This is a genomic window from Roseovarius azorensis (assembly GCF_900109455.1).
GTDB lineage: Bacteria > Pseudomonadota > Alphaproteobacteria > Rhodobacterales > Rhodobacteraceae > Roseovarius > Roseovarius azorensis.
Window position 1 is genome coordinate 79,719 of record NZ_FOAG01000002.1, and the last position, 23,944, is coordinate 103,662.

23 protein-coding genes are annotated in these 23,944 nt (G+C 64.7%); 7 read left to right on the top strand and 16 right to left on the bottom strand.

What is annotated here, in order from left to right; all coding sequences use genetic code 11:
* Positions 1-18: 18 nt before the first annotated feature.
* The 5 genes from BSG08_RS03640 to hutI form a co-directional block, all read right to left on the bottom strand.
* A complete protein-coding gene (locus BSG08_RS03640; RefSeq protein ID WP_093032239.1) occupies positions 19-1,101 on the bottom strand; it encodes a TRAP transporter substrate-binding protein in 1,083 nt (360 codons plus the stop codon).
* A gap of 67 nt (positions 1,102-1,168) precedes the next feature.
* Positions 1,169-2,836, bottom strand: a complete 1,668-nt coding sequence (hutU, locus tag BSG08_RS03645; RefSeq protein WP_093032242.1) for a urocanate hydratase — start codon at positions 2,834-2,836, stop codon at positions 1,169-1,171.
* Positions 2,833-3,627, bottom strand: a complete 795-nt coding sequence (hutG, locus tag BSG08_RS03650; protein WP_093032245.1) for an N-formylglutamate deformylase — start codon at positions 3,625-3,627, stop codon at positions 2,833-2,835. Before hutG ends, hutU begins: the two co-directional genes overlap by 4 nt.
* Positions 3,628-3,676: 49 nt before the next feature.
* Positions 3,677-5,218 carry a histidine ammonia-lyase gene (gene hutH / locus BSG08_RS03655; protein WP_093032248.1) on the bottom strand — a complete coding sequence of 514 codons (1,542 nt, stop codon included), beginning with the start codon at positions 5,216-5,218 and terminating at the stop codon, positions 3,677-3,679.
* The gene (hutI, locus tag BSG08_RS03660; RefSeq protein ID WP_093032251.1) at positions 5,215-6,405 is read right to left on the bottom strand and encodes an imidazolonepropionase; all 1,191 of its coding nucleotides are present in this window, start codon (positions 6,403-6,405) and stop codon (positions 5,215-5,217) included. The genes hutH and hutI overlap by 4 nt, the downstream gene beginning before the upstream one ends.
* Before the next feature lie 79 nt (positions 6,406-6,484).
* Between hutI and BSG08_RS03665 the strand changes: the two genes are divergently transcribed.
* Entirely contained in the window at positions 6,485-7,849 is a 1,365-nt protein-coding gene (locus BSG08_RS03665; protein WP_093032254.1) for a formimidoylglutamate deiminase, read from the top strand.
* Positions 7,846-8,559 (top strand): histidine utilization transcriptional repressor HutC, encoded by a 714-nt coding sequence (locus tag BSG08_RS03670; RefSeq protein ID WP_093032257.1) that lies wholly within the window; start codon positions 7,846-7,848, stop codon positions 8,557-8,559. The genes BSG08_RS03665 and BSG08_RS03670 overlap by 4 nt, the downstream gene beginning before the upstream one ends.
* Before the next feature lie 126 nt (positions 8,560-8,685).
* Here BSG08_RS03670 and BSG08_RS03675 read toward each other — a convergent pair whose 3' ends face one another.
* Positions 8,686-9,540 (bottom strand): SDR family oxidoreductase, encoded by an 855-nt coding sequence (locus BSG08_RS03675; protein ID WP_093032261.1) that lies wholly within the window; start codon positions 9,538-9,540, stop codon positions 8,686-8,688.
* 127 nt (positions 9,541-9,667) lie between these two features.
* Between BSG08_RS03675 and BSG08_RS03680 the strand changes: the two genes are divergently transcribed.
* On the top strand, positions 9,668-10,153 hold the full coding sequence (locus tag BSG08_RS03680) for a transglycosylase SLT domain-containing protein (protein ID WP_175544701.1): 486 nt from the start codon (positions 9,668-9,670) through the stop codon (positions 10,151-10,153).
* Here the strand turns inward: BSG08_RS03680 and BSG08_RS03685 are convergent.
* Both BSG08_RS03685 and BSG08_RS03690 read right to left on the bottom strand, forming a co-directional pair.
* Positions 10,150-10,905: a class II aldolase and adducin N-terminal domain-containing protein gene (locus tag BSG08_RS03685; RefSeq protein WP_093032263.1), complete on the bottom strand. Its 756-nt coding sequence runs from the start codon at positions 10,903-10,905 to the stop codon at positions 10,150-10,152. The genes BSG08_RS03680 and BSG08_RS03685 overlap by 4 nt on opposite strands.
* Positions 10,902-11,345 (bottom strand): VOC family protein, encoded by a 444-nt coding sequence (locus BSG08_RS03690; RefSeq protein ID WP_093033271.1) that lies wholly within the window; start codon positions 11,343-11,345, stop codon positions 10,902-10,904. Before BSG08_RS03690 ends, BSG08_RS03685 begins: the two co-directional genes overlap by 4 nt.
* Positions 11,346-11,427: 82 nt before the next feature.
* On the opposite strand from BSG08_RS03690, the gene BSG08_RS03695 reads away from it, so the two are divergent.
* From BSG08_RS03695 to BSG08_RS03705, 3 genes are all read left to right on the top strand, one after another.
* The gene (locus BSG08_RS03695; protein ID WP_093033274.1) at positions 11,428-12,912 is read left to right on the top strand and encodes an AMP nucleosidase; all 1,485 of its coding nucleotides are present in this window, start codon (positions 11,428-11,430) and stop codon (positions 12,910-12,912) included.
* Positions 12,913-13,042: 130 nt separating this feature from the next.
* On the top strand, positions 13,043-13,330 hold the full coding sequence (locus tag BSG08_RS03700; RefSeq protein WP_093032266.1) for an HU family DNA-binding protein: 288 nt from the start codon (positions 13,043-13,045) through the stop codon (positions 13,328-13,330).
* A gap of 72 nt (positions 13,331-13,402) precedes the next feature.
* Positions 13,403-14,284, top strand: a complete 882-nt coding sequence (locus tag BSG08_RS03705; protein ID WP_093032269.1) for a DMT family transporter — start codon at positions 13,403-13,405, stop codon at positions 14,282-14,284.
* Positions 14,285-14,347: 63 nt separating this feature from the next.
* Here the strand turns inward: BSG08_RS03705 and aroC are convergent, their stop codons facing one another.
* Entirely contained in the window at positions 14,348-15,451 is a 1,104-nt protein-coding gene (aroC, locus tag BSG08_RS03710; RefSeq protein WP_093032273.1) for a chorismate synthase, read from the bottom strand.
* A gap of 266 nt (positions 15,452-15,717) precedes the next feature.
* On the opposite strand from aroC, the gene BSG08_RS03715 reads away from it, so the two are divergent.
* A complete protein-coding gene (locus tag BSG08_RS03715) occupies positions 15,718-17,361 on the top strand; it encodes an ABC transporter substrate-binding protein (RefSeq protein WP_093032276.1) in 1,644 nt (547 codons plus the stop codon).
* A gap of 75 nt (positions 17,362-17,436) precedes the next feature.
* Here the strand turns inward: BSG08_RS03715 and BSG08_RS03720 are convergent, their stop codons facing one another.
* The 7 genes from BSG08_RS03720 to arfB form a co-directional block, all read right to left on the bottom strand.
* Entirely contained in the window at positions 17,437-18,051 is a 615-nt protein-coding gene (locus BSG08_RS03720) for an SCO family protein (RefSeq protein ID WP_093032279.1), read from the bottom strand.
* Positions 18,048-18,620, bottom strand: coding sequence for a hypothetical protein (locus BSG08_RS03725; RefSeq protein ID WP_093032282.1), 573 nt, complete (start codon positions 18,618-18,620; stop codon positions 18,048-18,050). The genes BSG08_RS03720 and BSG08_RS03725 overlap by 4 nt, the downstream gene beginning before the upstream one ends.
* A gap of 11 nt (positions 18,621-18,631) precedes the next feature.
* Positions 18,632-19,084 (bottom strand): hypothetical protein, encoded by a 453-nt coding sequence (locus tag BSG08_RS03730; RefSeq protein WP_093032285.1) that lies wholly within the window; start codon positions 19,082-19,084, stop codon positions 18,632-18,634.
* Positions 19,085-19,361: 277 nt separating this feature from the next.
* Positions 19,362-19,901 carry an NADPH-dependent FMN reductase gene (locus BSG08_RS03735; RefSeq protein ID WP_093032288.1) on the bottom strand — a complete coding sequence of 180 codons (540 nt, stop codon included), beginning with the start codon at positions 19,899-19,901 and terminating at the stop codon, positions 19,362-19,364.
* A gap of 174 nt (positions 19,902-20,075) precedes the next feature.
* A complete protein-coding gene (locus BSG08_RS03740) occupies positions 20,076-20,981 on the bottom strand; it encodes a LysR family transcriptional regulator (protein WP_093032291.1) in 906 nt (301 codons plus the stop codon).
* A 240-nt stretch (positions 20,982-21,221) separates the two neighbouring features.
* Entirely contained in the window at positions 21,222-23,249 is a 2,028-nt protein-coding gene (locus tag BSG08_RS03745; protein WP_093032294.1) for an NADPH-dependent 2,4-dienoyl-CoA reductase, read from the bottom strand.
* Between the two features lie 111 nt (positions 23,250-23,360).
* Positions 23,361-23,783 (bottom strand): alternative ribosome rescue aminoacyl-tRNA hydrolase ArfB, encoded by a 423-nt coding sequence (gene arfB, locus BSG08_RS03750; RefSeq protein ID WP_093032298.1) that lies wholly within the window; start codon positions 23,781-23,783, stop codon positions 23,361-23,363.
* Positions 23,784-23,944: the final 161 nt, after the last annotated feature.

Below are 23,944 nucleotides of genomic sequence, written 5' to 3' on the forward strand. Positions count from 1 at the left end.
GCCGGGCCGCCATGTCAGTCAGTATCCCAGAACCCGCGCCCGCGCGTTCATCTGACCGTTATCGGCATAGGTCATATAGGCCCCCACCGAATCGCGATAGTCGACAAAGCTCTCGGCGATCCGCCGCACCAGCTCGTCGCTGTCCTCACGCAGGCGGGTGATCACCGTCCCGGCGGCCTTGCCCATGTCGTCGACAATGGCATCTGGCAATTGCCGCAGGATCACGCCCTCGCTCTCGACAAGCTGCCTGAGCGCCAGTGCATGCTTTGTCTCGTACTCGGTCCAGACATCGTTGTAGAGGCTCGACGCCGCCAGTTGCACCACGGCCTTCAGGTCGTCGGGCAGATCGTTCCAGGCCGCCATGTTGACACCGCATTCCTCGGCAGATGAGGGCTCGCCCACGCCGGGCCAATAGTAATTCTTGGCCACCTGATGATAGCCCAGCGCGCTGTCGGTCCAGGGTCCGATGAATTCGCCCGCGTCCAGCGCGCCCGATTGCAGCGCCTGGAACATCGCCGGACCGGACATCGCCTGCACCGCCATGCCGATCTCGGCGCACATCTCCGAGGCAAGCCCGGTCGAGCGGTATTTCATCCCCCTGAGATCGTCGGTCGAATTGATCTCGTTGCGGAACCAGCCAAACCATTGCGGGCCGGAATTGCCACACAGGAACGGCTTGATCCCGAAACGGCCATACATCTCGTCATAGAGCGCCTGACCGCCGCCATGCACCATCCAGCCCACCTGCTCGTCAGCGCGCAGGCCAAAGGGCTGTGAGCCAAACAGCAGGATGCCCTTGGATTTCGACCCCCAATAGGCGGGCACCGCGTGATAGATCTGCGCCGTGCCCTCGGACACCGCGTCGAACACCCCCGGCCCCGGCACGATCTCGCCGGCGGCAAACAGGTTTACCTCCAGCCGCCCGCCCGACAGCGTGGTGATCCGGTCGGCCAGCGTCTGCGCCGCCACGCCCGGCCCCGGAAGGTTCTTGGGCCAGGCCGACACAAGCGTCCACTGCCGCCGGTCCTGCGCGACGGCCGGAGCGGCCAGCGCCGCCGCGCCGCCGATGGCCCCGGCGCGGATAAATTCACGTCTTTTCATCTTTGGTCCTCCTTGTTGCAAATTCAATCGGTTATGTATCAGTTCCCTGGCCGGAAGAGATCCGGCATCACTTCAATATACCCGGCAGATTGAGCCCGTGTTCGCGCGCGCAGTCCAGCGCGATCTCATATCCCGCATCGGCATGGCGCATCACGCCGGTCGCGGGATCGTTCCACAGGACATTGGCAATGCGCCGATCCGCATCCTCGGTGCCGTCACAGCAGATCACCATGCCTGAATGCTGGCTGAACCCCATGCCGACACCACCGCCGTGATGCAGGCTGACCCATGTGGCCCCCGATGCACAATTCAGCAGCGCATTCAGCAGCGGCCAGTCGCTGACCGCGTCGGAGCCGTCCTTCATCCCCTCGGTTTCCCGGTTCGGGCTGGCAACAGACCCCGAATCCAGATGATCGCGGCCAATCACCACCGGCGCGCTCAACTCTCCAGTGCGCACCATCTCGTTGAACGCCAGCCCCAGCTTGTGCCGCACGCCCAGTCCAACCCAGCAGATGCGCGCGGGCAGGCCCTGAAACGCGATCCGCTCGCGCGCCATGTCCAGCCAGTTGTGCAGATGCGGATCATCCACCAGTTCCCTGACCTTGGCATCGGTCTTGTAGATATCCTCGGGATCGCCCGACAGCGCGCACCAGCGAAACGGCCCGATCCCGCGGCAGAACAGCGGCCGGATATAGGCGGGCACAAAGCCTGGAAAGGCAAATGCGTCCTTCAGCCCCTCATCCAGCGCCACCTGCCGGATGTTGTTGCCATAGTCTAGCGTCGGCACGCCCGCATTCCAGAAATCCACCATTGCCTGCACATGCACGCGCATGCTGGCGCGCGCCGCGCGTTCGACCGCCTTGGGATCGCTCTCCTGTTTCGCGCGCCACTCGGCAACCGTCCAGCCCTGCGGCAGATAGCCATGCACCGGATCATGCGCGCTGGTCTGATCGGTCACGATATCGGGCCTGACACCCCGGCGGACCAGTTCCGGGAACACATCCGCCGCATTGCCGATCAGCGCCACGCTCTTCGCCTCGCCCGCCGCTGTCCAGCGGTCGATCATCGTCAGCGCCTCGTCAAGCGAATGCGTGATCTCATCGACATAGCGGGTCCGCTTGCGGAATTCTGCGCGCGTCTCGTCGCATTCCACGGCCAGACAGCAGGCCCCCGCCATCACCGCCGCCAGCGGCTGCGCGCCGCCCATGCCGCCCAGACCCCCGGTCAGGATCCACCGACCCCCGAGGTTGCCACCGTAATGCTGCCGCCCGGCCTCGACAAAAGTCTCATAGGTGCCCTGAACGATGCCCTGAGAGCCGATATAGATCCACGAACCGGCGGTCATCTGGCCATACATCATCAGGCCCTTGCGATCCAGTTCGCTGAAGTGATCCCAGGTCGCCCAATGCGGCACGAGGTTGCTGTTGGCGATCAGCACCCGCGGCGCGTCCTTGTGGGTGCGGAACACGCCCACCGGCTTGCCCGACTGCACCAGCAGGGTTTCATCCGCCTCCAGTCCCTTCAGGGCTCCCACGATCCGGTCGAAATCCTCCCATGTGCGGGCCGCACGCCCGATGCCGCCATAGACGACCAGTTCATGCGGGTTCTCGGCCACGTCGGGATGCAGGTTGTTCATCAGCATCCGCATCGGCGCCTCGGTCAGCCAGCTCTTGGCGCTGATCTCAGCGCCGGTGTCGGGATAGATGTCGCGGGTGTTGTGACGCGGATCGGTCATGTCAGATCTCCTGTGCGCGCAAGCGTTTCCAGTTGTTTTAGTATCTCCGCCAGATGCGGGCGCAGCCGCTCAGCGCGGTCGTGCAGATAGGGCCAGGGCGCCGCCTCTTCCATATAGGTCGACTGGGCCAGCTCCATCTGGATCGCGTGCCAGCCCTCTTCGGGCCGCCCGTAATGGCGGGTGGTCCAGCCGCCCCGGAACCGGCCGTTGGTGACACAGCTATAGCCCTCTGCCGCCCGGCAGACTGACTCGACCGCCCCGACGATCGCCGGCGCGCAGGTCGCGCCATCATTGGTGCCGATGTTGAAATCCGGCAGCACGCCGTCGAAAAGAAATGGAATACGTGACCGTATGGAATGGCAATCGTAAAGCACCGCCACCCCGTGCTGCGCGCGCACCCGCGCCATCTCTGCCTCCAGCGCCGCATGATAGGGCACATGGAACGTCTCGCGCCGATACTCCACCTCGCCGCCCGAGGGCGGCACCTGCCAGATGTCGTGACCGTCGAAATCCGTCAGCGGCACCAGTCCGGTGGTATTTTGCCCCGGATAGAGGCTCGCCCCCGAAGGATCGCGATTGGCGTCGATGACATAGCGATGGAATGTCGCGCGCACCGTGGTCACGCCGGGCAGCAACCCCTCGTAGAGCTTGTGAATGTTCCAGTCTGTATCGGCCAGCCCGCGTCCCAGATCATTCAGCCGTGCCCGGACGTCCGCCGGAACATACGTACCAGTATGCGGCAGTCCCAGAATGACCGGGCCATCCCCCCGCACCACCTCGACCGGGATCATGCCGCACCCCTTTCACTGTTCCGGAAATACTCAAATCTCGGGCCCCGCCTCACAGAACCAACTCCAGCCCGGATGCGTTGACCAGATCGCCCGCGCGCACCATTTCCGACGCGGCCGCCAGATCGGGCGCCAGATAACGGTCGGCTGCCAGAACCGGCACCACCTCGCGCAGCCGCGCGATGACCGACCTTAGCGGCGTGCTCGTCTGCAGGCGCGCACGGAACCCGATGCCCTGCGCGCCGCAGATCGCCTCGACCCCCAGAATGACCGACAGGTTGTCATTCATCCGCTTCAGCCGCCGTGCCGCATGCGCCGCCATGCTGACGTGATCCTCCTGATTGGCAGAGGTGGGTGTGGAATCCGTCGTGCAGGGATTGGCCATATGCTTGTTCTCGCTCATCAGCGCAGCGGTGGTGACCTCGGCGATCATCATCCCCGAATTCAGCCCCGGTTCGGGCGTCAGGAACGGCGGCAGATCGAAACTCAGCGTCGGATCCACCATCAGCGCGACGCGCCGTTGTGCAATCGCCCCGATTTCCGAGATGGCCATGGCGATCTGATCGGCGGCGAAGCCCACCGGCTCGGCATGAAAATTCCCGCCCGAGACGATCATGCCTCCCTCGGGGTGGTTGTCGTCCACCAGCACGAGCGGGTTGTCGGTCACCGCGTTGGCCTCGATCTCCAGCACCGCGCCCGCCCGCCGCAACAGATCGACCGCCGCCCCCGAAACCTGTGCCTGACAGCGGATGCAATAGGGATCCTGAACGCGAGTGTCGCCCTCGCGGTGGCTCTCGCGGATCTCGCTGCCCTCCATCAGCGCCGCCTGCGCCCGGGCCACCTCGATCTGCCCGGCATGGCCGCGCAGGCTGTGGATCGCCGCCACCAGCGGCGCCGTCGATCCCATGATTGCATCCGTGGACAGCGCCGCCGTCACCACGCAATTCTGCGCGTTGCGCCAGGCCCCCCACAGCCCGGTCAGCGCACAGGCGGTGGAAAACTGCGTGCCGTTGATCAGCGCCAGACCTTCCTTGGGGCCCAGCACGATAGGGGCAAGACCCGCACGCGACAGCGCCTCTGAGCCGGGCAGCCGCGTCCCATCATGCCACGCCTCGCCCGCACCGATCATCACCGCCGCCATATGCGCCAGCGGAGCCAGATCGCCCGACGCACCGACCGATCCCTGATCGGGCACCACCGGCGTCACATCCCGCGCCAGCATCCCCTCGATCAGTTCGATCGTAGCCCACGCCACGCCCGAGGCACCGCGCCCCAGGCTCATCAGCTTGAGCACCATCATCAGCCGCGTGGTGGCTACGTCCAGCGTCTCGCCCACACCACAGCAATGCGACAGGATGAGATTGCGCTGCAGATCCGCGGTCTTCTCCGGCGCGATCTTGACGCTCGCCAGCTTGCCAAAGCCGGTATTGACACCATACACAGCCGTACGTCCAGCCGCCGCCCGCGCCACCAGCGCAAAGGCGGCCTCGACTGAGGGTCTTACGTTGCGGTCCAGTTCCGCCGTCAGCCCGCCGCGCCAGATCGCCTCCAGCACCGCCAGCCGCACCTGTCCCGGCATCAAGACTTCCGTCATCCCTCACCCCCAAAAATCCGCCGCCAGAGCGGGTTGTATCCAATGCGATATGCCAGTTCCGCGGGCTGCTCCACGTCCCAGAGCGCCAGATCGGCGCGTCGGCCCGCCGCGATCACGCCGCAGTCGCCCAATCCCAGCGCCCGCGCCGCATACCGCGTCACCCCGGCCAGCGCTTCTTCGGGAGTCATGCGAAACAGCGTGCAACCCATGTTCATCGCCAGTAGCAATGACGCCATCGGCGACGATCCCGGATTGCAGTCCGTGGCCAGCGCCATCGGCACGCCATGCCTGCGAAAGATGTCGATCGGCGGCGCCTGCGTCTCGCGCAGGGTATAAAACGCGCCGGGCAGGATCACCGCCACGCTGCTCGCCCGCGCCAGCGCCCGCGCATCCGCATCGTCGGCATATTCCACATGATCCGCCGACAGCGCGCCATAGCGCGCCGCCAGCTGCGTGCCGCCCAGATGACTCAGTTGCTCAGCATGCAGCTTGACCGGCAGGCCCAGTTCCCGCGCCCGGTCGAACACCACCGCGATTTCCTCGGGCGAAAAGGCGATACCCTCGCAGAACCCGTCCACCGCATCCACCAGCCCCGCGTCATGCGCCGCCTCCAGCGCGGGCAGGCAGATCTCGGAAACATACGCCTTCGAACGGTTCTTGTACTCCACCGGCACCGCATGCGCCCCAAGGAAAGAGGTTTTCACCCGCACCGGGCGCGCGCCCTCGATCGCGCGCGCCACACGCAGCATTTTCAACTCGGTAGCGATATCCAGCCCATAGCCGGATTTCACCTCGATGACCGCAACCCCCTCGGCGATCAACGCATCGGCGAACCGCAAGGCTCCCGCCAGCAACGCCTCTTCCGACGCCTCGCGCGTCGCCCTGACGGTCGAAACGATCCCGCCACCCGCGCGCGCCACCTCTTCATAGCTTGCCCCGTTCAGGCGCATCTCGAACTCGCCCGCGCGGTTGCCGCCATGCACGATATGGGTGTGGCAATCGATCAACGCCGGGGTCACAAGTCGCCCGCCCAGATCCTCTTGCGGCCCATCATATCCGCCCGGCAGATCCGTCTCCTGCCCGACCCATGCAATCCGCCCGCCCTCGACCAGCAGCGCGCCGCGCGCGATCAACCCATAGGCTTCATCCCCCGCCATCGTCGCAATCCGCGCATTCCTGAACAACATGGCCAAGACCTTCTTGATTTCCGAGTCGTTTGATGCAATTATGTCTATACATATTAATCTGTCAAGACAGGATCACGCAATGACACAAATCTGGGCCTCTCAGGCGCTCCTGCCCTCCGGCTGGGCGCCCGACGTATCGGTAGAGATCGACGAGACCGGCCATATCGTCCGCGTGACACCCGGCGCGCCACCTGCGGGTCACCGCACCGGCCTCCTGCTGCCCGCGCCCGCCAACGCCCATTCCCACGCATTCCAGCGCGCCATGGCGGGCCTGACCGAAACGCGCGGCCCCGATCCGCGCGACACGTTCTGGACATGGCGGCAGTTGATGTATCGCTTTCTCGACCGGCTGACCCCGGATCAGGTGCAGGCCATCGCGGCGCTGGTGCAGATGGAAATGCTCGAATCCGGCTATGCCACCAATGTCGAATTCCACTACCTGCACCATCAGCCGGGCGGCCTGCCTTATGACGACAGCGCGGAAATTGTGCATCGCATCGTCGCCGCGGCACAGGAAACTGGCATCGGCCTGACGCTGCTGCCGGTGCAATACGAATTCGGCGGCGTCGACCGCCGCCCGCTTGGCCCCGGCCAGATCCGTTTCGGAAACACCCCGGATCAGTTTGCCCGACTGATGGACGCCAGCCGCGCGGCCCTCACCCCCCTGCCGCCCGATGCACGTATCGGCGTGGCCCCCCATAGCCTCCGCGCCGTGACGCCAGAAGCGATCCGCAACGCTGCGGCCCTCGCCCAAGGCAGCCCCATCCACATGCACCTCGCCGAACAACTGGCCGAAGTCACCGAAGTCGAGGCCGCCTATGGCGCGCGCCCCGTGGACTGGCTCTTGGGTCATACGGAAATCACACCGCAATGGTGCCTCATCCACTGCACCCAGATGCAGCCGCATGAGACCAAGGCGCTCGCCCGCACGGGTGCCGTCGCGGGCCTCTGCCCGATCACCGAATCAAGCCTCGGCGACGGCATTTTCGAAGGGCTGCGCTGGATGGAGGCTGGTGGGCGCATCGCCATCGGATCGGATTCCAATATCCGCATCGCCCTGTCGGAGGAAATCCGCACGCTCGACTACTCGCAGCGCCTGCGCGATCATTCCCGCGCCGCGCTGGCCACGCCCGCGCACTCCACCGGCCGCCGCCTGATGGATGCCGCCACCGCAGGCGGCGCACAGGCCGCCGGGCGCAACACCGGGCAGATCGCGCGGGGATTCCTTGCCGATCTCATGGCGCTCGACGACAGCCATATCGACCTTGCGGACCGACCCGGCGACACCGCCCTCGATATCTGGATCTTCGCGGGCGACGACCGTATGGTCCGCGATGTCTGGGCGGCGGGTCGCCATATGGTGCAGGGTGGCCGCCACATCGCCCGAGACGCGATCACTCACCGCTATGCTGCGGCCATGAAACCACTCCGGGACGCGCTATGACACCCCCGCAATTCAACAGTTGGCAATCAATCCAGGACGAGGTGCTGCGCCGCATCCATGCGCGCGAATGGCCCCCCGGCACCGTGATCCCGAACGAAGCCGATCTCGCGCAGGACTTCGGCTGCGCGCGCGCCACCGTCAACCGCGCCCTGCGCGCGCTGGCCGATGCGGGCATCCTCGAACGCCGCCGCAAGGCGGGCACGCGCGTGGCGCTCCACCCGGTCAGCCGCGCCACCGTGGATATTCCCCTGATCCGCCAGGAAATCACCGCGCGCGGCCTGGTCTATGCCTATCGCCACCTCAGTCGCCGTATCGCCAGCCCGCCACGCGACGTGGCCGCAACGCTCTGTGCCGGGACGCCCTGCGAGGGCCTGCATGTCACCGCGCTGCACCTCGCCTCGGACGCGCCCTTTGTCTTTGAGGACCGCTGGATCAGCCTCACCACCGCCCCCGCCGCCGCCGCGCAGGGCTTCGAGACGCTGAGCGCGAATGAATGGCTCATCTCGACCATTCCCTACACCCATGGCGATATCCGCTTTTCCGCCGAGGTGGCCCCCGAGTCCATCGCCGAACTGCTTGGCACCAGCCCCGGTGCGCCGATCTTTGTGGTCGAACGCACGACATGGGATCATACCCGCGCCATCACCACCGTGCGGCTCAACTACGCCCCCGGCTACAGCATCACCACCGGTATCGGTACGCCCAGCTGAACGGTCCGCATGCCGCGCCTGCAGATGGGTATTTGGACCAAGAAGAAACCCCGATCTCCCGATTTCTTCTTGGTCTCAATACCCCGGGGGAGTCCCGGATGAAATCCGAGACGGGGGCAGCGCCCCCTACTTTTCCCCCTCCAGCAGCGCCCGCAACCCGACGCGGTAATCGGGATAGATAAGTCTCACACCCAACTCTTCCTTGATTCGCCGGTTACAAACCCGCTTTGACTCGGCATAGAACGAGCGGGCCATCGGTGTCATCTCGGCGTCGTCATGGGCCACCTCCTCGGGCAGCGGCAGGCCCAGAAGTTCCGCGGCATATCCGATCACGTCCTGCGGCGGGGCCGGATCGTCATCGCACAGGTTGTAGACCGCCCCCGGATCGGGCCGGCGGATCGACGCCTCCAGCACCTGCGCGATGTCCTCCACATGGATGCGGCTGAATACCTGTCCCGGTTTGACGATCCGCCGCGCCGTGCCCTGACGCACCTTCTCGAACGGGCCGCGCCCCGGGCCATAAATGCCCGCCAGGCGGAAGACATGCAGTGGCAGGCCGGGGATGGCCCGCCACTCGGCCTCTGCTGCCACCCGCATCTGCCCGCGCCGGGTCGAGGGGGTGAGCGGTGTCGACTCATCCACCCAACCGCCCTGATGATCGCCATAAACCCCGGTCGTCGACAGATAGCCGACCCAATCCAGCCGGGACGCAATCCGCGCGATTGCATCCCGGTGCAGCGCCAGAACCGGATCGCCCCCGGCCTCCGGCGCAACCGAAACCAGGATATGCGTGGCGTTCTCAAGGGACTCCGTCAGATCGCCCTCCGGCCACAGCACCGGCGTCACACCCTCGCGCGCCAACATCGCCGCCTTCTGCGCGCTGCGCGTCGTGCCATAGATCCGCCAGCCCTGCGGCAAGAACTTCGCCGCCAGCGCGCGTGCGCTGTAGCCGTGACCAAAGGAAAGCAGAGTTTTGCCCATGACCCCCTACATGACCCGGCCCGCGCGCTTTGGCAAGGTGGCGGTCTTTCGCCGGTGCGCGGCAAAGCCTCTGGCGCAAATCGCAATCTGCGGGCAGTGTGCACGCGAAACCGTGCCCGGAGCCGCCATGCCCTATCTGTCCCGTCGTCACGCTATCGCGCTGATCGCCGTCGCACCCCTCGCCGCCTGTGCCAAACCTGATCCCGATCTCTCGAGCCGCAACGCGCCGTTCGAGCCGCAGTTCTATCCCAACGAGACACCGGAACTGCGCCGCCTGATCAACCAATACGCCGATCACTACGAGGTGCCCCGTTCGCTCGTCCACCGCCTCGCCATACGCGAAAGCAGGCACCGCCCCGGCGCACGCAACGGCCCCTATTACGGCCTGCTGCAAATCCTGCCGCAAACGGCCCGCAGCATGGGGTTCCGCGGACAGCCAAACGATCTGCTCGATGCCGAAACCAACCTGAAATACGCGGTCAAATACCTGCGCGGTGCCTATATCGTGGCGGATGGCGACCCGGATGCCGCGATCATGTGGTACGCGCGCGGATACTACTACGAGGCCAAGCGCAAAGGTTTGCTGGTGGAAACGGGTCTGCGCTCTGCCTAACAGGCGTAGTCTGACCCTTCGCTGTCCAGAATTGCCTTCAACTCCGCCATATGCCGCTCGGCCTGGTCAGGATAATCCTCCAGCTCCCGCGCGGTCTTTTCCGCCACCGCGTCCGACAGCACCCGCAGCGGCCGCCCGGTCTGCAGCGCCCGGATATAGGTCTCAGCGGCGCGCTCGAAATAATAGAGCCGGTTGAACGTGTCCGCCACCGTGTCGCCGATCACCATCACGCCATGATTGCCCATGATCAGAACCTTGTGCTTCGGATCGCTCAGCAGTCGCGCACAGCGCTCCCCCTCATCCTCGAACGCCAGCCCGCCATACCCCTCGTCAACCACATGACGGTTATAGAAGGTGGCACAGTTCTGGTCGATGGGCGGCAGGCGACTGTCGGCCAGAGAGGCCAGAACAGTGGCGTGAATCGAATGCACATGCATCGCGCAGCGGGCATGGCGGCAATGCCGGTGCAGCCCGCCATGCAGGCCCCAGGCGGTTGGGTCCGGCGCGTCCGGTCCCTCCAGCGTCGCCGGATCATTGGCATCGACCTCGATCAGATCGCTCGCCCGAATGCGGGTGAAATGCATCTGGTTGGGATTCATCAAGAACCGCGTGCCATCCTCGTTGATCGCAAGGCTGAAATGATTGGCCACCGCCTCGTGCATGTCCAGCCGCACGGTCCAGCGGAAGGCCGCGGCGAGATCGACCCGCTCCTGCCAGTGCTCCATGTTTGGCTTGAGATTGGTCACGGTCATAATGCTTTCCTTTCTTCGAGCGTGAGCGGGCGCGAGGCGATCCAGGCATAACCATCCGCACACAGGATGCAGCATTCGCGCAACCCGTGCGGCTTGTTCACGGGTGGCTGCAGGATCATACCTCCCGCCACCCCGGCCCTTGCCGCCGCCTGGTCGGGATCGCTCTGAAACAGATGGATCGATGCGCCGGCGCCCCGTGGCGGGCTTTCCGGCACCAGCCCCAGCAGCGGATGACTGCCATAGGTGTGATCCGCATGCAGTTGCATGACCTGCCCGTGATAGACCATGATCGCGAAATCCGCGCTCAGCCGGTGGGCGGACATGCCAAAGACCTCTGTTAGAAACGCCGCCTCTCCCAACACATCCCGCACCAGCAGGTTCAAGCCCAGCCCGCGCAGCGACGCGCCGAAATCCGTCGGGCTGACTGTCTCGTAATCCATGCCGCCTGCCCCTTTCGGTCGCAGCTTGATGTCGGCCCCGGCCCGTGTCAACCTGCACCATCAACCACACAGCCAGGGCCAGATGCAATTGCGAGATCAGACAGGGACGACCACCACACCCGACATACCCGGCCCGCAGGACTTTACCGAGGCCCGCGCCGCCGTGGACCGTCTCTGCCTGCTGCATGATGCGGCGACCCGGTTTCTCTGCGCCGAATTCACCCGCGCGCTTGCCGGCGATGTCCCGTCCACCCGCGTGCGCGCTTTCTACCCCGAGATCCGCCTGACCACGACAACCTACTCCAAGGTCGACAGCCGCCTCAGTTTTGGCCATGTCTCGGGACCGGGCACCTATGCCACCACGATCACCAGGCCCGACCTCTTTCGCAACTACCTCGAACAGCAGATCGGCCTGCTGCTGGAAAACCACGGCGTGCCGGTCTCGATCCGCGCCTCCGACACGCCGATACCGGTGCATTTCGCGGTCGCGGGCGACGAGGGTCTCACCGTTCCGCAGGAAGGCGCTGCCGATTTCACCCTGCGCGATGTGTTCGACGTGCCGGATCTCTCGACCACCAACGACCACATCGTCAACGGCACATGGGCGCAGGATGCCCAGGGCGCGGCCCCCCTCGCGCCGTTCACCGCGCAGCGCGTGGATTATTCGCTGGCGCGCCTTGCGCATTACACCGCCACCGATCCCTGCCATTTCCAGAATTACGTGCTCTTCACCAACTATCAGTTCTACGTCTCGGAATTCGAGACCTTCGCCCGCCGGATGCTCGCGGACCCGGCCAGCGGCTATACCGCCTTTGTCAGCACCGGCAATGCCCGGATCATCGCACCCGATACGCCGCTGCCGATCCCCGACCGCCTGCCGCAGATGCCCGCCTATCACCTCGAACGCGCCAACGGCTCGGGCATCAGCCTGGTCAATATCGGTGTCGGTCCGTCGAACGCCAAAACAGCCACCGACCATATCGCCGTCCTGCGTCCGCATGCATGGATCATGGTCGGCCACTGCGCGGGCCTGCGCAATTCGCAATCGCTCGGCGATTTCGTGCTGGCGCACGCCTATCTGCGCGAGGACCGCGTGCTCGACGCCGACCTGCCCGCCTGGGTGCCGATCCCGGCGCTGGCTGAGATCCAGATCGCCTTGCAAGAGGCGGTCGCCGCCGAAACCCAACTCGACGGCTTCGACCTCAAGCGGGTGATGCGCACCGGCACCGTGGCCAGCGTCGACAACCGCAACTGGGAACTGCGCGACCAGTCCGGTCCGGTGCAACGCCTCAGCCAGTCCCGCGCCGTGGCACTGGACATGGAAAGCGCCACCATCGCCGCCAACGGATTCCGCTTCCGGGTGCCCTATGGCACGCTGCTGTGCGTCTCCGACAAGCCGCTCCAGGGCGAGCTGAAACTGCCCGGAATGGCCTCTGATTTCTACAAATCACAGGTTTCCCGGCACCTGATGATCGGGATTCGCGCGATGGAATCACTGCGCAAAATGCCGCTCGAACGCATCCACAGCCGCAAATTGCGCAGCTTTGAAGAGACAGCCTTCCTCTGACTTCACGAAAATCTGCACAAAATCCGCCAAAATTGCTTGCTTTTGCCCACCAGACGTTGTGTTTAGCCACATCATAGCGTTTAATCACGCGCATGAGGCCCAAGACACGGGCAGTTGAAGGAGACCAAAAATGGCAAAACCCATGACCAAAACCCAACTCGTCGCTGCCTTGGCCGATGAAATGGGCAGTGACAAGAAGACCGCGAACGGCGCGCTTGATGCGGTGATCGCAATCATCACCAGAGAAGTATCCGCCGGCGGTGCAGTAACCTTGCCCGGCATCGGCAAGATCTACTGCCGCGAGCGCCCCGAGCGCATGGTGCGCAACCCCGCCACCGGCGAGCAGATGAAGAAAGAGGCCGACAAGGTGGTCAAGATGACCATTGCCAAGGCGCTCAAGGACAGCGTCAACGGCTGACCTTGCAATTCCCACACGTTTCGGAAAGGGTCGCCCGCGAGAGGCGACCCTTTCCAGTTGCGGAGACAGAGAATGGACATTCGGGCGATCGTCATGGGCCTCGCCTTTGCCCTCATGTGGTCCTCGGCCTTTACCTCGGCGCGCATCATCGTCGCCGCCGCACCCCCGCTCACCGCGCTTGGGCTGCGGTTTCTGATCTCCGGCGTGATCGGCATCGCCATCGCCCTGATGCTTGGCCAGAGCTGGCGCCTGACCCGCCTGCAATGGCGCGCCACGATCGTCTTCGGGATCTGCCAGAACGCGCTCTATCTCGGGCTCAACTTCGTCGCCATGCAGACCATCGAGGCCTCGCTGGCCGCGATCATCGCCTCGACCATGCCATTGCTGGTGGGGTTCTTCAGCTGGATGTTCCTGGGCGAACAGCTGGGTCGGATTGGCATCGCGGGGCTGTTTGCGGGCCTGATCGGCGTCACCATCATCATGGGAGCCCGATTGCAGGGCGGCATGGACCTATACGGTGTCGCGCTCTGCATCATCGCGGTCTTTGCGCTGGCCTTCGCCACGCTCGCGGTGCGCGGCGCGGCATCGGGCGGAAACTTCCTGATGGTGGTGGGGTTGCAGATGATGGTTGGCGCGGTGCTTACGGGGACCATCGGTATTGCCACCGAACCGCTGCTTGTCGACTGGAGCTGGCTGCTCATCGCCGCCTTTGCCTATACCACGCTCATCCCCGGCCTCGCCGCCACGCTGGTCTGGTTCCTGTTGGTCGAGCGCATCGGCGCCACCCGCGCCGCCACGTTCCACTTCCTCAACCCGTTCTTCGGCGTCGCCATCGCCGCGATCCTGCTCAGCGAGGCGCTGCGCCTTGGCGATCTGATCGGCGTGCTGGTGATCATGGGGGGCATCCTGGCGGTGCAGCTGTCGCGGCAGCCGCGACAGTCGCCCCTGCCGTAGGCGCGGATCGGGGGCCAGCCCCCGAACCCCCGAGGTATTTCCGGCCAGGTGAACGAGGGCCGGTCAGCCAATCCGCCCGCGCGGGCCATCCCCCACCTGCCCACGATGCAACAGCAGGTGATCCAGGATAACGCAGGCCATCATCGCCTCGGCCACCGGCACGGCGCGAATGCCGACGCAGGGGTCATGTCGCCCCTTGGTCACCACCTCGATGGGCTGGCCGTCGATGGTGATCGACCGGCGCGGGGTCAGGATCGACGAGGTGGGCTTGACCGCGAACCGCACCACGACATCCTGCCCGGTGGAAATCCCGCCCAGGATGCCGCCCGCGTGGTTGGAACCGTATTCCGGACCGTTTTCGCCCATGAAGATCTCGTCGGCATTGGCACTGCCGGTCAGCCGCGCCGCCGCCATCCCCTCGCCGATCTCGACGCCCTTGACGGCGTTGATCGACATCATCGCGGCGGCCAGATCGGTGTCGAGCTTGCCATAGACCGGCGCGCCCAGTCCCGCGGGCACGCCACGCGCCACCACCTCGACCACCGCGCCGACCGAATCGTGCGCCTTGCGCAGGGATTGCAGATAATCCTCCCAGGCGGGCGCGGCGGCGGCATCCGGCAGCCAGAAATCGTTACGGTCGATCGCGTCCCAGTCGAACCGCGCGCGGTCCAGTTCCATCTCGCCCATCGCGACCATGTAGCCCTTGATCTCAAGCCCCGGCACCAGAGCGCCCAGCACGGCCCGCGCCACGCCGCCCGCCGCCACCCGCGCCGCCGTCTCGCGCGCCGAGGACCGCCCGCCGCCGCGCGGATCGCGCAGACCGTATTTGAGGTGATAGGTGATATCCGCATGGCCGGGGCGAAACGTCCGAGCAATCTCGCCGTAATCGCGTGAGCGCTGATCGGTATTCTCGATCATCAACTGAATGGGCGTACCGGTGGTCTGACCCTCGTAGACGCCCGACAGGATCCGCACCGCGTCCGGCTCCTGCCGCTGCGTGGTATTCCGGTTCTGTCCCGGCCTGCGCTTGTCCAGCCACTGCTGCAGCATCGCCTCGTCGATCGTCACGCCGGGCGGACAGCCATCCACCGTGGCCCCCAGAGCCGGCCCATGACTCTCGCCCCAGGTCGTGAACCGAAAGAGATGACCGAATGTATTGAGGCTCATGGCGCAACACTCCTTTGCCGCTGCTCTAGCCCCGCCTTGCCGCCACCTCAAGCCATTTTGGCGGGCATTTGTCGCAAACAGGCTATCCCGGCGCTGGAATCGCGATACTCTCCAGACCGGGCCGGATCCGGAGGCGAAGTAAAACCGCAATGACCGGCACACTCAGAAAATACTGGCGCGACGACTGCGCCATGATAACACTAGCGACAGACTTGCCGGAAAACGACAAGCCCCCGGAACAACGAACAACCAACACGGAGGAAGACATGACACATGACCGATCGCAAGATAGCGTGCGCCCGATCGTCCGGAAACTGGCCGAAGACACGCGCGCCGGCAAGATGAGCCGCCGCGAATTCATGGCCCTCGCCTCAACCTTCGGCGCCTCGTCGGCAGCCGCCTACGGCCTTCTCGGCCTTGCCGCGCCCACCGCAGCGCAGGCGCAAGAGGGCAAGAAAGGTGGCGTGCTGCGCGTGGCCTCGCGCGTGATGGACATCACCGATCCGCGCAAGTATTCTTGGACAGAGCCAGGCAACCTTGCCCGCCAGTTCTGCGAACCACTGGTCCGCTGGGCCCCCGATTTCACCTTTCAGCCGATGCTGCTGGAAGGCTGGGAGGTGAGCGACGACGCCAGAACCTACACGCTCAGGGTTCGCCAAGGCGCCACCTGGAACAATGGTGATACGTTCAACGCCGATGACGTGATCCACAACCTCAACCGCTGGTGCGACAAGGCCGTTGAGGGAAATTCCATGGCCTCTCGCATGGGTACGCTGATTGATCCCGACACCAACAAGGCCATCGAGGGTGCCATCGAGCGCGTCGACGACTATACCGTGCGCCTCAACCTGCCGCGCCCGGATATCACCATCATCGCCGGCATGTCGGATTATCCCGCGCTTTGCGTTCACCGCAGTTTTGGCGAGGATGGCAATCTGGCGCAGGCGCCCATCGGCACCGGTCCGTTCGAGCTTGTCTCGATCGAAATTGGTGTCGCGGCAGAGTACAAGCGCCGCGAGAATGGCAATTGGTGGGGTGGCGATGTCTATCTTGACGGTATCCGCTTCATCGACTTTGGCGAGGACAACGCCTCGATCGTTGCAGCCTTTGACGGGGACGAAATCGACATCAATGACGAATCCACCGCCGATTTCATCGAATCCTACGACGCGCTCGGCCTGATCAAGCAATCCAAGCCCACTGCCAACACCATCGTCGCCCGGATGCGCGCCGACACCGCCCCCTATGACAGCAAGGAACTGCGCAACGCGATCCAGTTGGCCTGTGACAATGCGGTGCTGCTTGCCATCTCGATCAACGGCGAGGGCATTCCGGCAGAAAACCACCATGTCGCCCCGTTCCATCCGGAATATGCCGAATTGCCCGCCATCGCGCCCGATCCGGCCAAGGCCATCGAAATGGCGCGCGCGGCGGGCCACGGCGACACCGAGATCGAGATCATCTCGATTGACGGCGACTGGCGCACCACCACCACCGATGCCATCGGCGCACAGTTGCGCGACGCGGGCTTCAAGGTCAAGCGCACGGTGATCCCCGGTTCCTCGTTCTGGAACGACTGGACCAAATACCCATTCTCCACCACCAACTGGGGTCCGCGTCCGCTCGGGGTTCAGGTGCTGGCGCTGGCCTATAAATCCGGCGAGGCGTGGAACGAATCCGGGCACGCGAACCCTGAGTTCGACGCCCTGCTCGACGAGGCGCTCGGCATTTTCGACGCCGACCGGCGCCGTGAATATTCGGCCAAGCTCCAGACGATGCTTCAGGACAGCGGTGTGATCATCCAGCCGTTCTGGCGCAACCAGGCGCTGCACCATACCGACAGGGTCAAGAACGTGCAGGCGCACCAGTTCCGCGAAATGCACTATGAAAAGGTCTGGCTCGACGCCTGATCCCTGTCGCGGACATCTGAACCTGAAAGGCGGCACGTCATGTGCCGCCTTTGCATTTGCAGCGCCGGGCTGATCTCAGATTTTGGCGTATTTTGTCACGATATCAGCGACATGGTCCGCCGGCAGGACCGGCGGCATCAGGGTCAGCACCCTGCCGGTGGCGTCGAGCAGATAGATATGGCTGCCATGCGCATAGATCGGGCCGTGCTGCGGGTCATTCATGATCTTTTCGAAACTGATCTGAAACGCAGCATGGACCTCTGCCAGTGCTTCGGGGCTGCCCGTCAGCCCGACCAGATCCGGCGAAATTTTCGCCAGCGCCGGCCCCATCGTTCCGACCGTGTCCAGCACCGGGTCAATCGTGATCATGACCGGGGTAACCGCGATTCCCCGGGTCTCAAGGATGTCCGCCGCATCCGCCATCATCGGCAGGGCAGCACTGCAAATGCCGGGGCAATTGGCATAGCCGAAAAAAACCAGCTGCATGCGCCCGTCCGGCTCGACCTGACTGCGCGCCGCGCCGGTATGGTCGATCAGTTCGAATGCGCCGCCAATCTTCCACGGCAGGGGCGTCACCGCATCTGTCAGGGGCGGCGTGGTTGGATCGGTGTGCCGCTCGGCGCCATGCGCCAGGCCTCCGCTTGCCAGGCCACAGATCGCGGCACTCAGGACCAGACTCCGCCAGTTCATTCGAACAACTCCTTGAGAAACGGCTTCTCCTCTTCCACGCCGATGCCGGTATAGCCATGCGCGGCGATTTCGGCATTGACGCGCGGATCGCGCCGGAACCACGGCCCCTTGCCATCCGCCTCGGGATTGGTCTTGGCCCATTCCTTTGTCCAGCGGTTCGCGGCGGTCCATTCGGCATCACCCACGGCGCGGACCTTCTGCACCAGATAGATATTCACCGCCCCCAGATCAGGATCCTCGATCAGCAGACCATCGACCTCGACCTGCCTGCCGCAGAACGGCAACAGTTCAACCACCGCCCCGGTGAACGCGGCCTGCGCGTTCTTGTTGGGATAGACCAGCACGTCGTCAACGCCGCGCAGCAGGCCCAGCTGACGCACCCCGCCACCGCAATCTGCCGGACAATCGCCGGTCAACTCGCACAGGATATCCACCACCCTGGCCTCAAACCGCGCCGGTTGCTCTGCATAGAGGTTCCACGGCTTCGCCTCCGACCCCTCCGAGAAATCCTGCGCCATGGCAGGCAGCGCCATTCCGGCAGATACAAGCGTCATCAGAAAATGTCTCATCTCACGCCCCCTCACTCTTTCGGCTCTGGAATGGCGAAGGGCGGAACAGGTCCGTAATCCTCGTGGTTGAGCTTGGTGATCCCGTGATCGGTCACAACCTTTTCGACCACCAGATAATTCAGCCCGTCGCGATGATAGAGCAGGCCATCCGCCGTGATCTCGTGACTGGCAAGGCGCAGTTGCATGTCGCCCCCGGCAGAACCGTCGTCCCCCTCGATCCTGAGCACCATGTAAACCTGGCCATCCTCGCCCAGAAGACCCACTGGTATCCCCCCTGCCGAACACCATAGCGCACAGGTGTGATGTGCCGTGCCAGTAACAGCGTCGGGGCCGCCCATAACACCGGAATAATAGCACCAGGTGTCGATGATCTCGCCCCTGATCTGGACACGTTCGCCCTCTGCCGCCTGCACGGCCCCAGGCAATGGCAGCAGGATTGCCGCCATAAGTAATCTCATTCGCATGATATTATACCTCCTGAAAATCGGGGTTCGCCCGTTCAAGATTAACCATACCTGAGACCACACGGTAAAATGACTTTTTTGTTCGTGAGCCTGCGGAAAGAGGGAACGTCAGTGCTGTTGAACAAGTGGCTCGCCTATTGATCTAGAGCGGCCATCCGGCATCCCGGCGGGGGGTCGCGCCTTGTTCCGCACGGGTGGCGAATGCAACGCCCCCTTCAGGCCGGATCACGACAAACGCCCGGCCGGCCTGACCCGACCGCTGACGGCTCCCCCCGTCTCAGACCACTTCGGCCCGCAGTGCCTCCATACGCGCGGCCAGGAACTTGCGCGAGGTCGCGTCCTTCAGCCGCCCCGCCTCGTCGAACGCATCCCCCGCCCCGGCGATCAGCACCGCCGTGCCGGGCAGCAGACGCGCCTGCAACTGCGTCAGGCACGACAGCGTCATGAACTGCGCCGTCTCTCCCCCGGTGCGCCCGGCAGAGGCCGAGATCACCACGACCGGCTTGTTGCGGAACGCCGCGCCCGGCACCCGGCTCACCCAGTCGAGCGCGTTCTTCAGAACGCCGGTGATCCCCTTGTTGTATTCCGGAGCGGCGATCACCACCGCATCCGCCTCGCTGATCTGCCGGGCCAGATGCTGCACCTTCTCAGGCACGCCCTCGGCCTCTTCCAGATCGCCATCGTAGAGCGGCAGATGCAGGTCGGCCTCGCTCACCTCGGCCGGGCCGAATGCCTCGACCGCCTCGCGCAGCAGCATCCGGTTATACGATCCCTTGCGGAGTGATCCCGAAATCGTCAGCAGCTTGGGGTTTACCATGTGTCATCCTCTCCAGTGCAAATCGTTGTTGGGCTGCAAACTGGGGCGGACCTGCCCGCTTGGCAACTGCGGCTGGCTGCACAGCGGCTGTGCGGCGACGTTGCTGAACAGAAAACCCCGGCTCGCACTGCTGCGACCGGGGCGAGGGCCACCATGACCGGCGACGCGGTTCCGCTACCAGGCCAACGGTCCCTTGTCGGCAAACTGATGCACCAGAAAATCAATGAATGCCCGCACCTTGGGCTGGGTGAACCGGCCCGGCGGATAGACCGCAAAGATGCCCTGCGTCTCCATCGGCAAATCGGGCATCGCATCCTCGACCAGCCCTTCCGCCATCGCGCGAGCATAGAGGAACGATGGCAGATAGGCGATCCCCAGCCCCGAAATCGCGGCATTGAGCAGCGATTGCCCGTCATTCACGCTCAGCCCCCCCGCCGTGCGCACCTGCCGTTTCTCGCCCGAGGGCGCGGTCAGCTTCCAGACCGCGCCGCCCGCCTGGCTGGAATAATGCAAGAGCTTGTGCGCGTTCAGATCGTCGATCTTCTGCGGCCGCCCGTATTTCTTCAGATAGGCCGGACTGGCGATGATCCGCCTTGTAGTTTCGGTCAGCTTGCGGGCGCGCAGCGTGCTGTCTTCCAGATCGCCAATCCGGACCGCCATGTCAAAGCCTTCGGAAATCAGCTCTACATAGCGGTTGTTGAGTACCATGTTCACAGTGATGTCGGGGAATTCCTCGAGGAACTGGCCCAGCACCGGACTCAGGTGATTGACCCCGAAATCGGTCGCCACCGAGATGCGCAACAGCCCCGAGGGATCGGACTGCATCGAGCTCACCAGCGCATCCGCCTCGCCCGCGTCATTGAGCACCTTGAGCGCACGGTCGTAATAGGCCAGACCGATCTCGGTCGGGCTCACACGCCGCGTGGTGCGGTTCAACAGCCGCGCTCCCAGACGTGCCTCCAGCGAGGAAACATGTTTTGAAACGGCCGATTTCGAAATGCCCATCTTGCGTGCCGCATCGGTGAACCCGCCCTGGTCTACCACCGTGGCAAAGGCCTCCATTTCCGTCAGGCGATCCATACGCGATACCTCTGAATTACGTCTTGAGGGCCTTTCTGGCCGCAAATTCAGGCACAACTGGGGCACATGCCCGACAATATCTGGGTTTTGTCTGGATCGTTCCCCAAGGGGAAACGCGCGGACAACCACAATACGAGCGATCAAAGCCGTCTGCACGCGCCATTTTTCCCGAAAACGCCCAGAGCGGACGCATCATGAAAATCCATCTTTGCCCGGGTCGTCACCACTTTTGCGGCGACATCAGAGCGCCGCCGCCAGCCGCGTACCCTGATCTATCGCGCGCTTGGCGTCCAGTTCGGCCGCCACATCTGCCCCGCCGATCACATGCGCGCTGACGCCCTGCGCCCGCAACGCATCGGCCAGCCCGCGCTCGCTCAATTGCCCGGCGCAGAGCACGACCGTATCCGCCGCAATCAGCGTCGGCCGCTCGCGCGCCTCGCCAAAACTGACGTGCAGGCCCTCTGCATCAATCCGCTCGTAATTCACGCCACCGATCATCTCGACCCCCTTCATGCGCAGTGCCGCACGGTGGATCCAGCCTGTCGTCTTGCCCAGCCGCTTGCCGGGCCGCTCGGCCTTGCGCTGCAACAGCGTGACGGATCGCGCGGGCGGCTCGGGCCGCGGTCCCTGCGGGGCCAGCCCGCCGCGCGCCTCGGCGGGATCACCCACGCCCCATTCGGCCCGCCACAGCGCCACATCCTCAGTCGGGCTAACTCCCTGATGCACAAGAAATTCGGATACATCGAACCCGATACCGCCCGCACCCACGACAGCGACCCGCTTGCCCACCGCGGCCCCCCCGCGGAGCACGTCGACATAGCTCAGCACATTGGGTCCGTCCTGCCCCGGAATGCCCGGATCGCGCGGGATGACGCCGGTGGCGACGATCACCTCGTCAAAACCCTCCAGATCGGCGGCACTCACATCCTGCCCCAGCCGCAGCGACACTCCCGCCTCGGCCACCATCACGCCGAACCACTCCACCAACCCGTGGAATTCCTCCTTACCGGGGATCACGCGCGCCATGTTCAACTGCCCGCCGATCTCTGAAGCACGGTCAAACAGCGTCACCCGATGCCCCCGCCCCGCCGCCGTGATCGCCGCCGAGAGACCCGCAGGTCCGGCGCCCACCACCGCCACGCGCTTGATTCCTGTCGCAGGCGCAATCACCAGTTCCGTCTCATGGCAGGCCCGCGGATTGACCAGACAGGATGTCAGCCTTCCGCTGAAGGTGTGATCCAGACAGGCCTGATTGCAGGCGATGCAGGGCGCGATCGTCCGCGCGCGCCCTTCCGCCGCCTTGCGGACGAACTCCGCATCCGCCAGAAACGGCCGCGCCATGCTGACCATATCGGCACAGCCCCCGGCCAGCACCTCTTCGGCCACCTCGGGCGTATTGATCCGGTTCGAGGTGATGACGGGAACCCCCACCTTGCCCATCAGCTTTTGCGTGACCCAGGCGAATCCGGCACGCGGCACGCTGGTCGCGATCGTCGGGATCCGCGCCTCGTGCCAGCCGATGCCGGTGTTCAGGATCGACGCCCCCGCGCGCTCGATCTCCTGCGCCAGTTGCACCACTTCGTCATGCGTGCTGCCCTCGGGGATGAGGTCGATCATGCTCAGCCGGTATATGATGATGAAATCGCTGCCCACCGCCGCGCGCGTGCGCCGCACCACCTCGATCGGCAGACGCATCCGGTTCTCATAGGAGCCGCCCCAGCGATCGGTTCTCTTGTTGGTGTGCGTCACAAGAAACTGATTGAGGAAATAGCCCTCGGAGCCCATGATCTCGACGCCGTCATAACCCGCCTCGCGCGCCCGCACCGCCGCCGTCACGATATCTCCGATCTGCTTTTCGATCCCCTCCTCGTCCAGCTCGCGGGGCGCAAAGGGTGAAATCGGCGACTTGATCGCCGAGGCGCTGACACAGTCCTTGCCATAGGCATAGCGCCCCGCATGCAGGATCTGCATCGCGATGAGGCCGCCCGCCGCATGCACACGGTCCGTCACCACCCGGTGATTTGCGATGTCCTCGGGCGTATACAGCCCTGCCGCCCCCGGAAACACCCCGCCTTCGGGATTGGGCGCCATGCCGCCCGTGACCATCAGCGCCACATCGCCCCGCGCCCGCGCCGCGTAGAACTCCGCCACCCTGTTCCAGTCGCGCGTCTCCTCCAGCCCCGTATGCATCGACCCCATCAGCACGCGGTTCTTCAGCGTGACATGACCCAGATCGAGGGGCGCAAGAAGATGCGGATAGTTGGACATAGCTGACGGACCTCCCTTGGCTTCCGCTTTGATGCCGCAGGCGGGTGCCATTGTCACCCCACAACGCTGCGTTATGCGCCGTCACGGGGTGCGCCCCGCCACGCAGCCGTCCTACTCCTCCCCCTCCACTTTTCCCCGCAGCGCCTTGACCTCGCCGCGCAGCGTCTTGGCCTTGAGCCGCCGCTTCTTCGATCCCAGCGTCGGTTTCGTCGCCACCCGCCGCTTGGGCGCAACGCTGGCCTGCCGGATCAGATCGGCCAGCCGTTCGCGCACGATCTCGCGGTTGCGGGTCTGGCTGCGGGTCTCGTCACACTGCAGGACGACCGCCCCCTCCTTGGTCCAGCGCCGCCCGGCCAGGCGGCGCAACCGCACCTTGACCGGAGCGGGCAGGTTGGGCGAGCGTTCGGCCTCGAACCGCAATTCGACCGCGCTCGACACCTTGTTCACATTTTGTCCGCCGGGACCCGAGGCGCGGATGAACTGTTCCGTCAGTTCCCAGTCCTCGATGGCGATCTGATCGTTGATCCTCAGCATCTGTCCGGTTTGGTTAGGGCGTCGCGCGCCAGGTGGGGTGATCCGTACGGTTCACGGCCCGAACCGTACGGATTATAACAGATCAGAAGGGCCGCCCCGATCCCGGAACGGCCCTCTGGAAGTTACGGAGGTGGGCCGGTTAGGCGCACCAATTCGGGTTT

Coding starts and splice junctions, on each gene's coding strand:
- BSG08_RS03640 (WP_093032239.1), bottom strand. CDS start 1,101: ATGAAAAGACGTGAATTTATCCGCGCCGGGGCCATCGGCGGCGCGGCG.
- hutU (WP_093032242.1), bottom strand. CDS start 2,836: ATGACCGATCCGCGTCACAACACCCGCGACATCTATCCCGACACCGGC.
- hutG (WP_093032245.1), bottom strand. CDS start 3,627: ATGATCCCGGTCGAGGTGGTGCGGGGGGATGGCCCGGTCATTCTGGGA.
- hutH (WP_093032248.1), bottom strand. CDS start 5,218: ATGACGGAAGTCTTGATGCCGGGACAGGTGCGGCTGGCGGTGCTGGAG.
- hutI (WP_093032251.1), bottom strand. CDS start 6,405: ATGTTGTTCAGGAATGCGCGGATTGCGACGATGGCGGGGGATGAAGCC.
- BSG08_RS03665 (WP_093032254.1), top strand. CDS start 6,485: ATGACACAAATCTGGGCCTCTCAGGCGCTCCTGCCCTCCGGCTGGGCG.
- BSG08_RS03670 (WP_093032257.1), top strand. CDS start 7,846: ATGACACCCCCGCAATTCAACAGTTGGCAATCAATCCAGGACGAGGTG.
- BSG08_RS03675 (WP_093032261.1), bottom strand. CDS start 9,540: ATGGGCAAAACTCTGCTTTCCTTTGGTCACGGCTACAGCGCACGCGCG.
- BSG08_RS03680 (WP_175544701.1), top strand. CDS start 9,668: ATGCCCTATCTGTCCCGTCGTCACGCTATCGCGCTGATCGCCGTCGCA.
- BSG08_RS03685 (WP_093032263.1), bottom strand. CDS start 10,905: ATGACCGTGACCAATCTCAAGCCAAACATGGAGCACTGGCAGGAGCGG.
- BSG08_RS03690 (WP_093033271.1), bottom strand. CDS start 11,345: ATGGATTACGAGACAGTCAGCCCGACGGATTTCGGCGCGTCGCTGCGC.
- BSG08_RS03695 (WP_093033274.1), top strand. CDS start 11,428: ATGCAATTGCGAGATCAGACAGGGACGACCACCACACCCGACATACCC.
- BSG08_RS03700 (WP_093032266.1), top strand. CDS start 13,043: ATGGCAAAACCCATGACCAAAACCCAACTCGTCGCTGCCTTGGCCGAT.
- BSG08_RS03705 (WP_093032269.1), top strand. CDS start 13,403: ATGGACATTCGGGCGATCGTCATGGGCCTCGCCTTTGCCCTCATGTGG.
- aroC (WP_093032273.1), bottom strand. CDS start 15,451: ATGAGCCTCAATACATTCGGTCATCTCTTTCGGTTCACGACCTGGGGC.
- BSG08_RS03715 (WP_093032276.1), top strand. CDS start 15,718: ATGACACATGACCGATCGCAAGATAGCGTGCGCCCGATCGTCCGGAAA.
- BSG08_RS03720 (WP_093032279.1), bottom strand. CDS start 18,051: ATGAACTGGCGGAGTCTGGTCCTGAGTGCCGCGATCTGTGGCCTGGCA.
- BSG08_RS03725 (WP_093032282.1), bottom strand. CDS start 18,620: ATGAGACATTTTCTGATGACGCTTGTATCTGCCGGAATGGCGCTGCCT.
- BSG08_RS03730 (WP_093032285.1), bottom strand. CDS start 19,084: ATGCGAATGAGATTACTTATGGCGGCAATCCTGCTGCCATTGCCTGGG.
- BSG08_RS03735 (WP_093032288.1), bottom strand. CDS start 19,901: ATGGTAAACCCCAAGCTGCTGACGATTTCGGGATCACTCCGCAAGGGA.
- BSG08_RS03740 (WP_093032291.1), bottom strand. CDS start 20,981: ATGGATCGCCTGACGGAAATGGAGGCCTTTGCCACGGTGGTAGACCAG.
- BSG08_RS03745 (WP_093032294.1), bottom strand. CDS start 23,249: ATGTCCAACTATCCGCATCTTCTTGCGCCCCTCGATCTGGGTCATGTC.
- arfB (WP_093032298.1), bottom strand. CDS start 23,783: ATGCTGAGGATCAACGATCAGATCGCCATCGAGGACTGGGAACTGACG.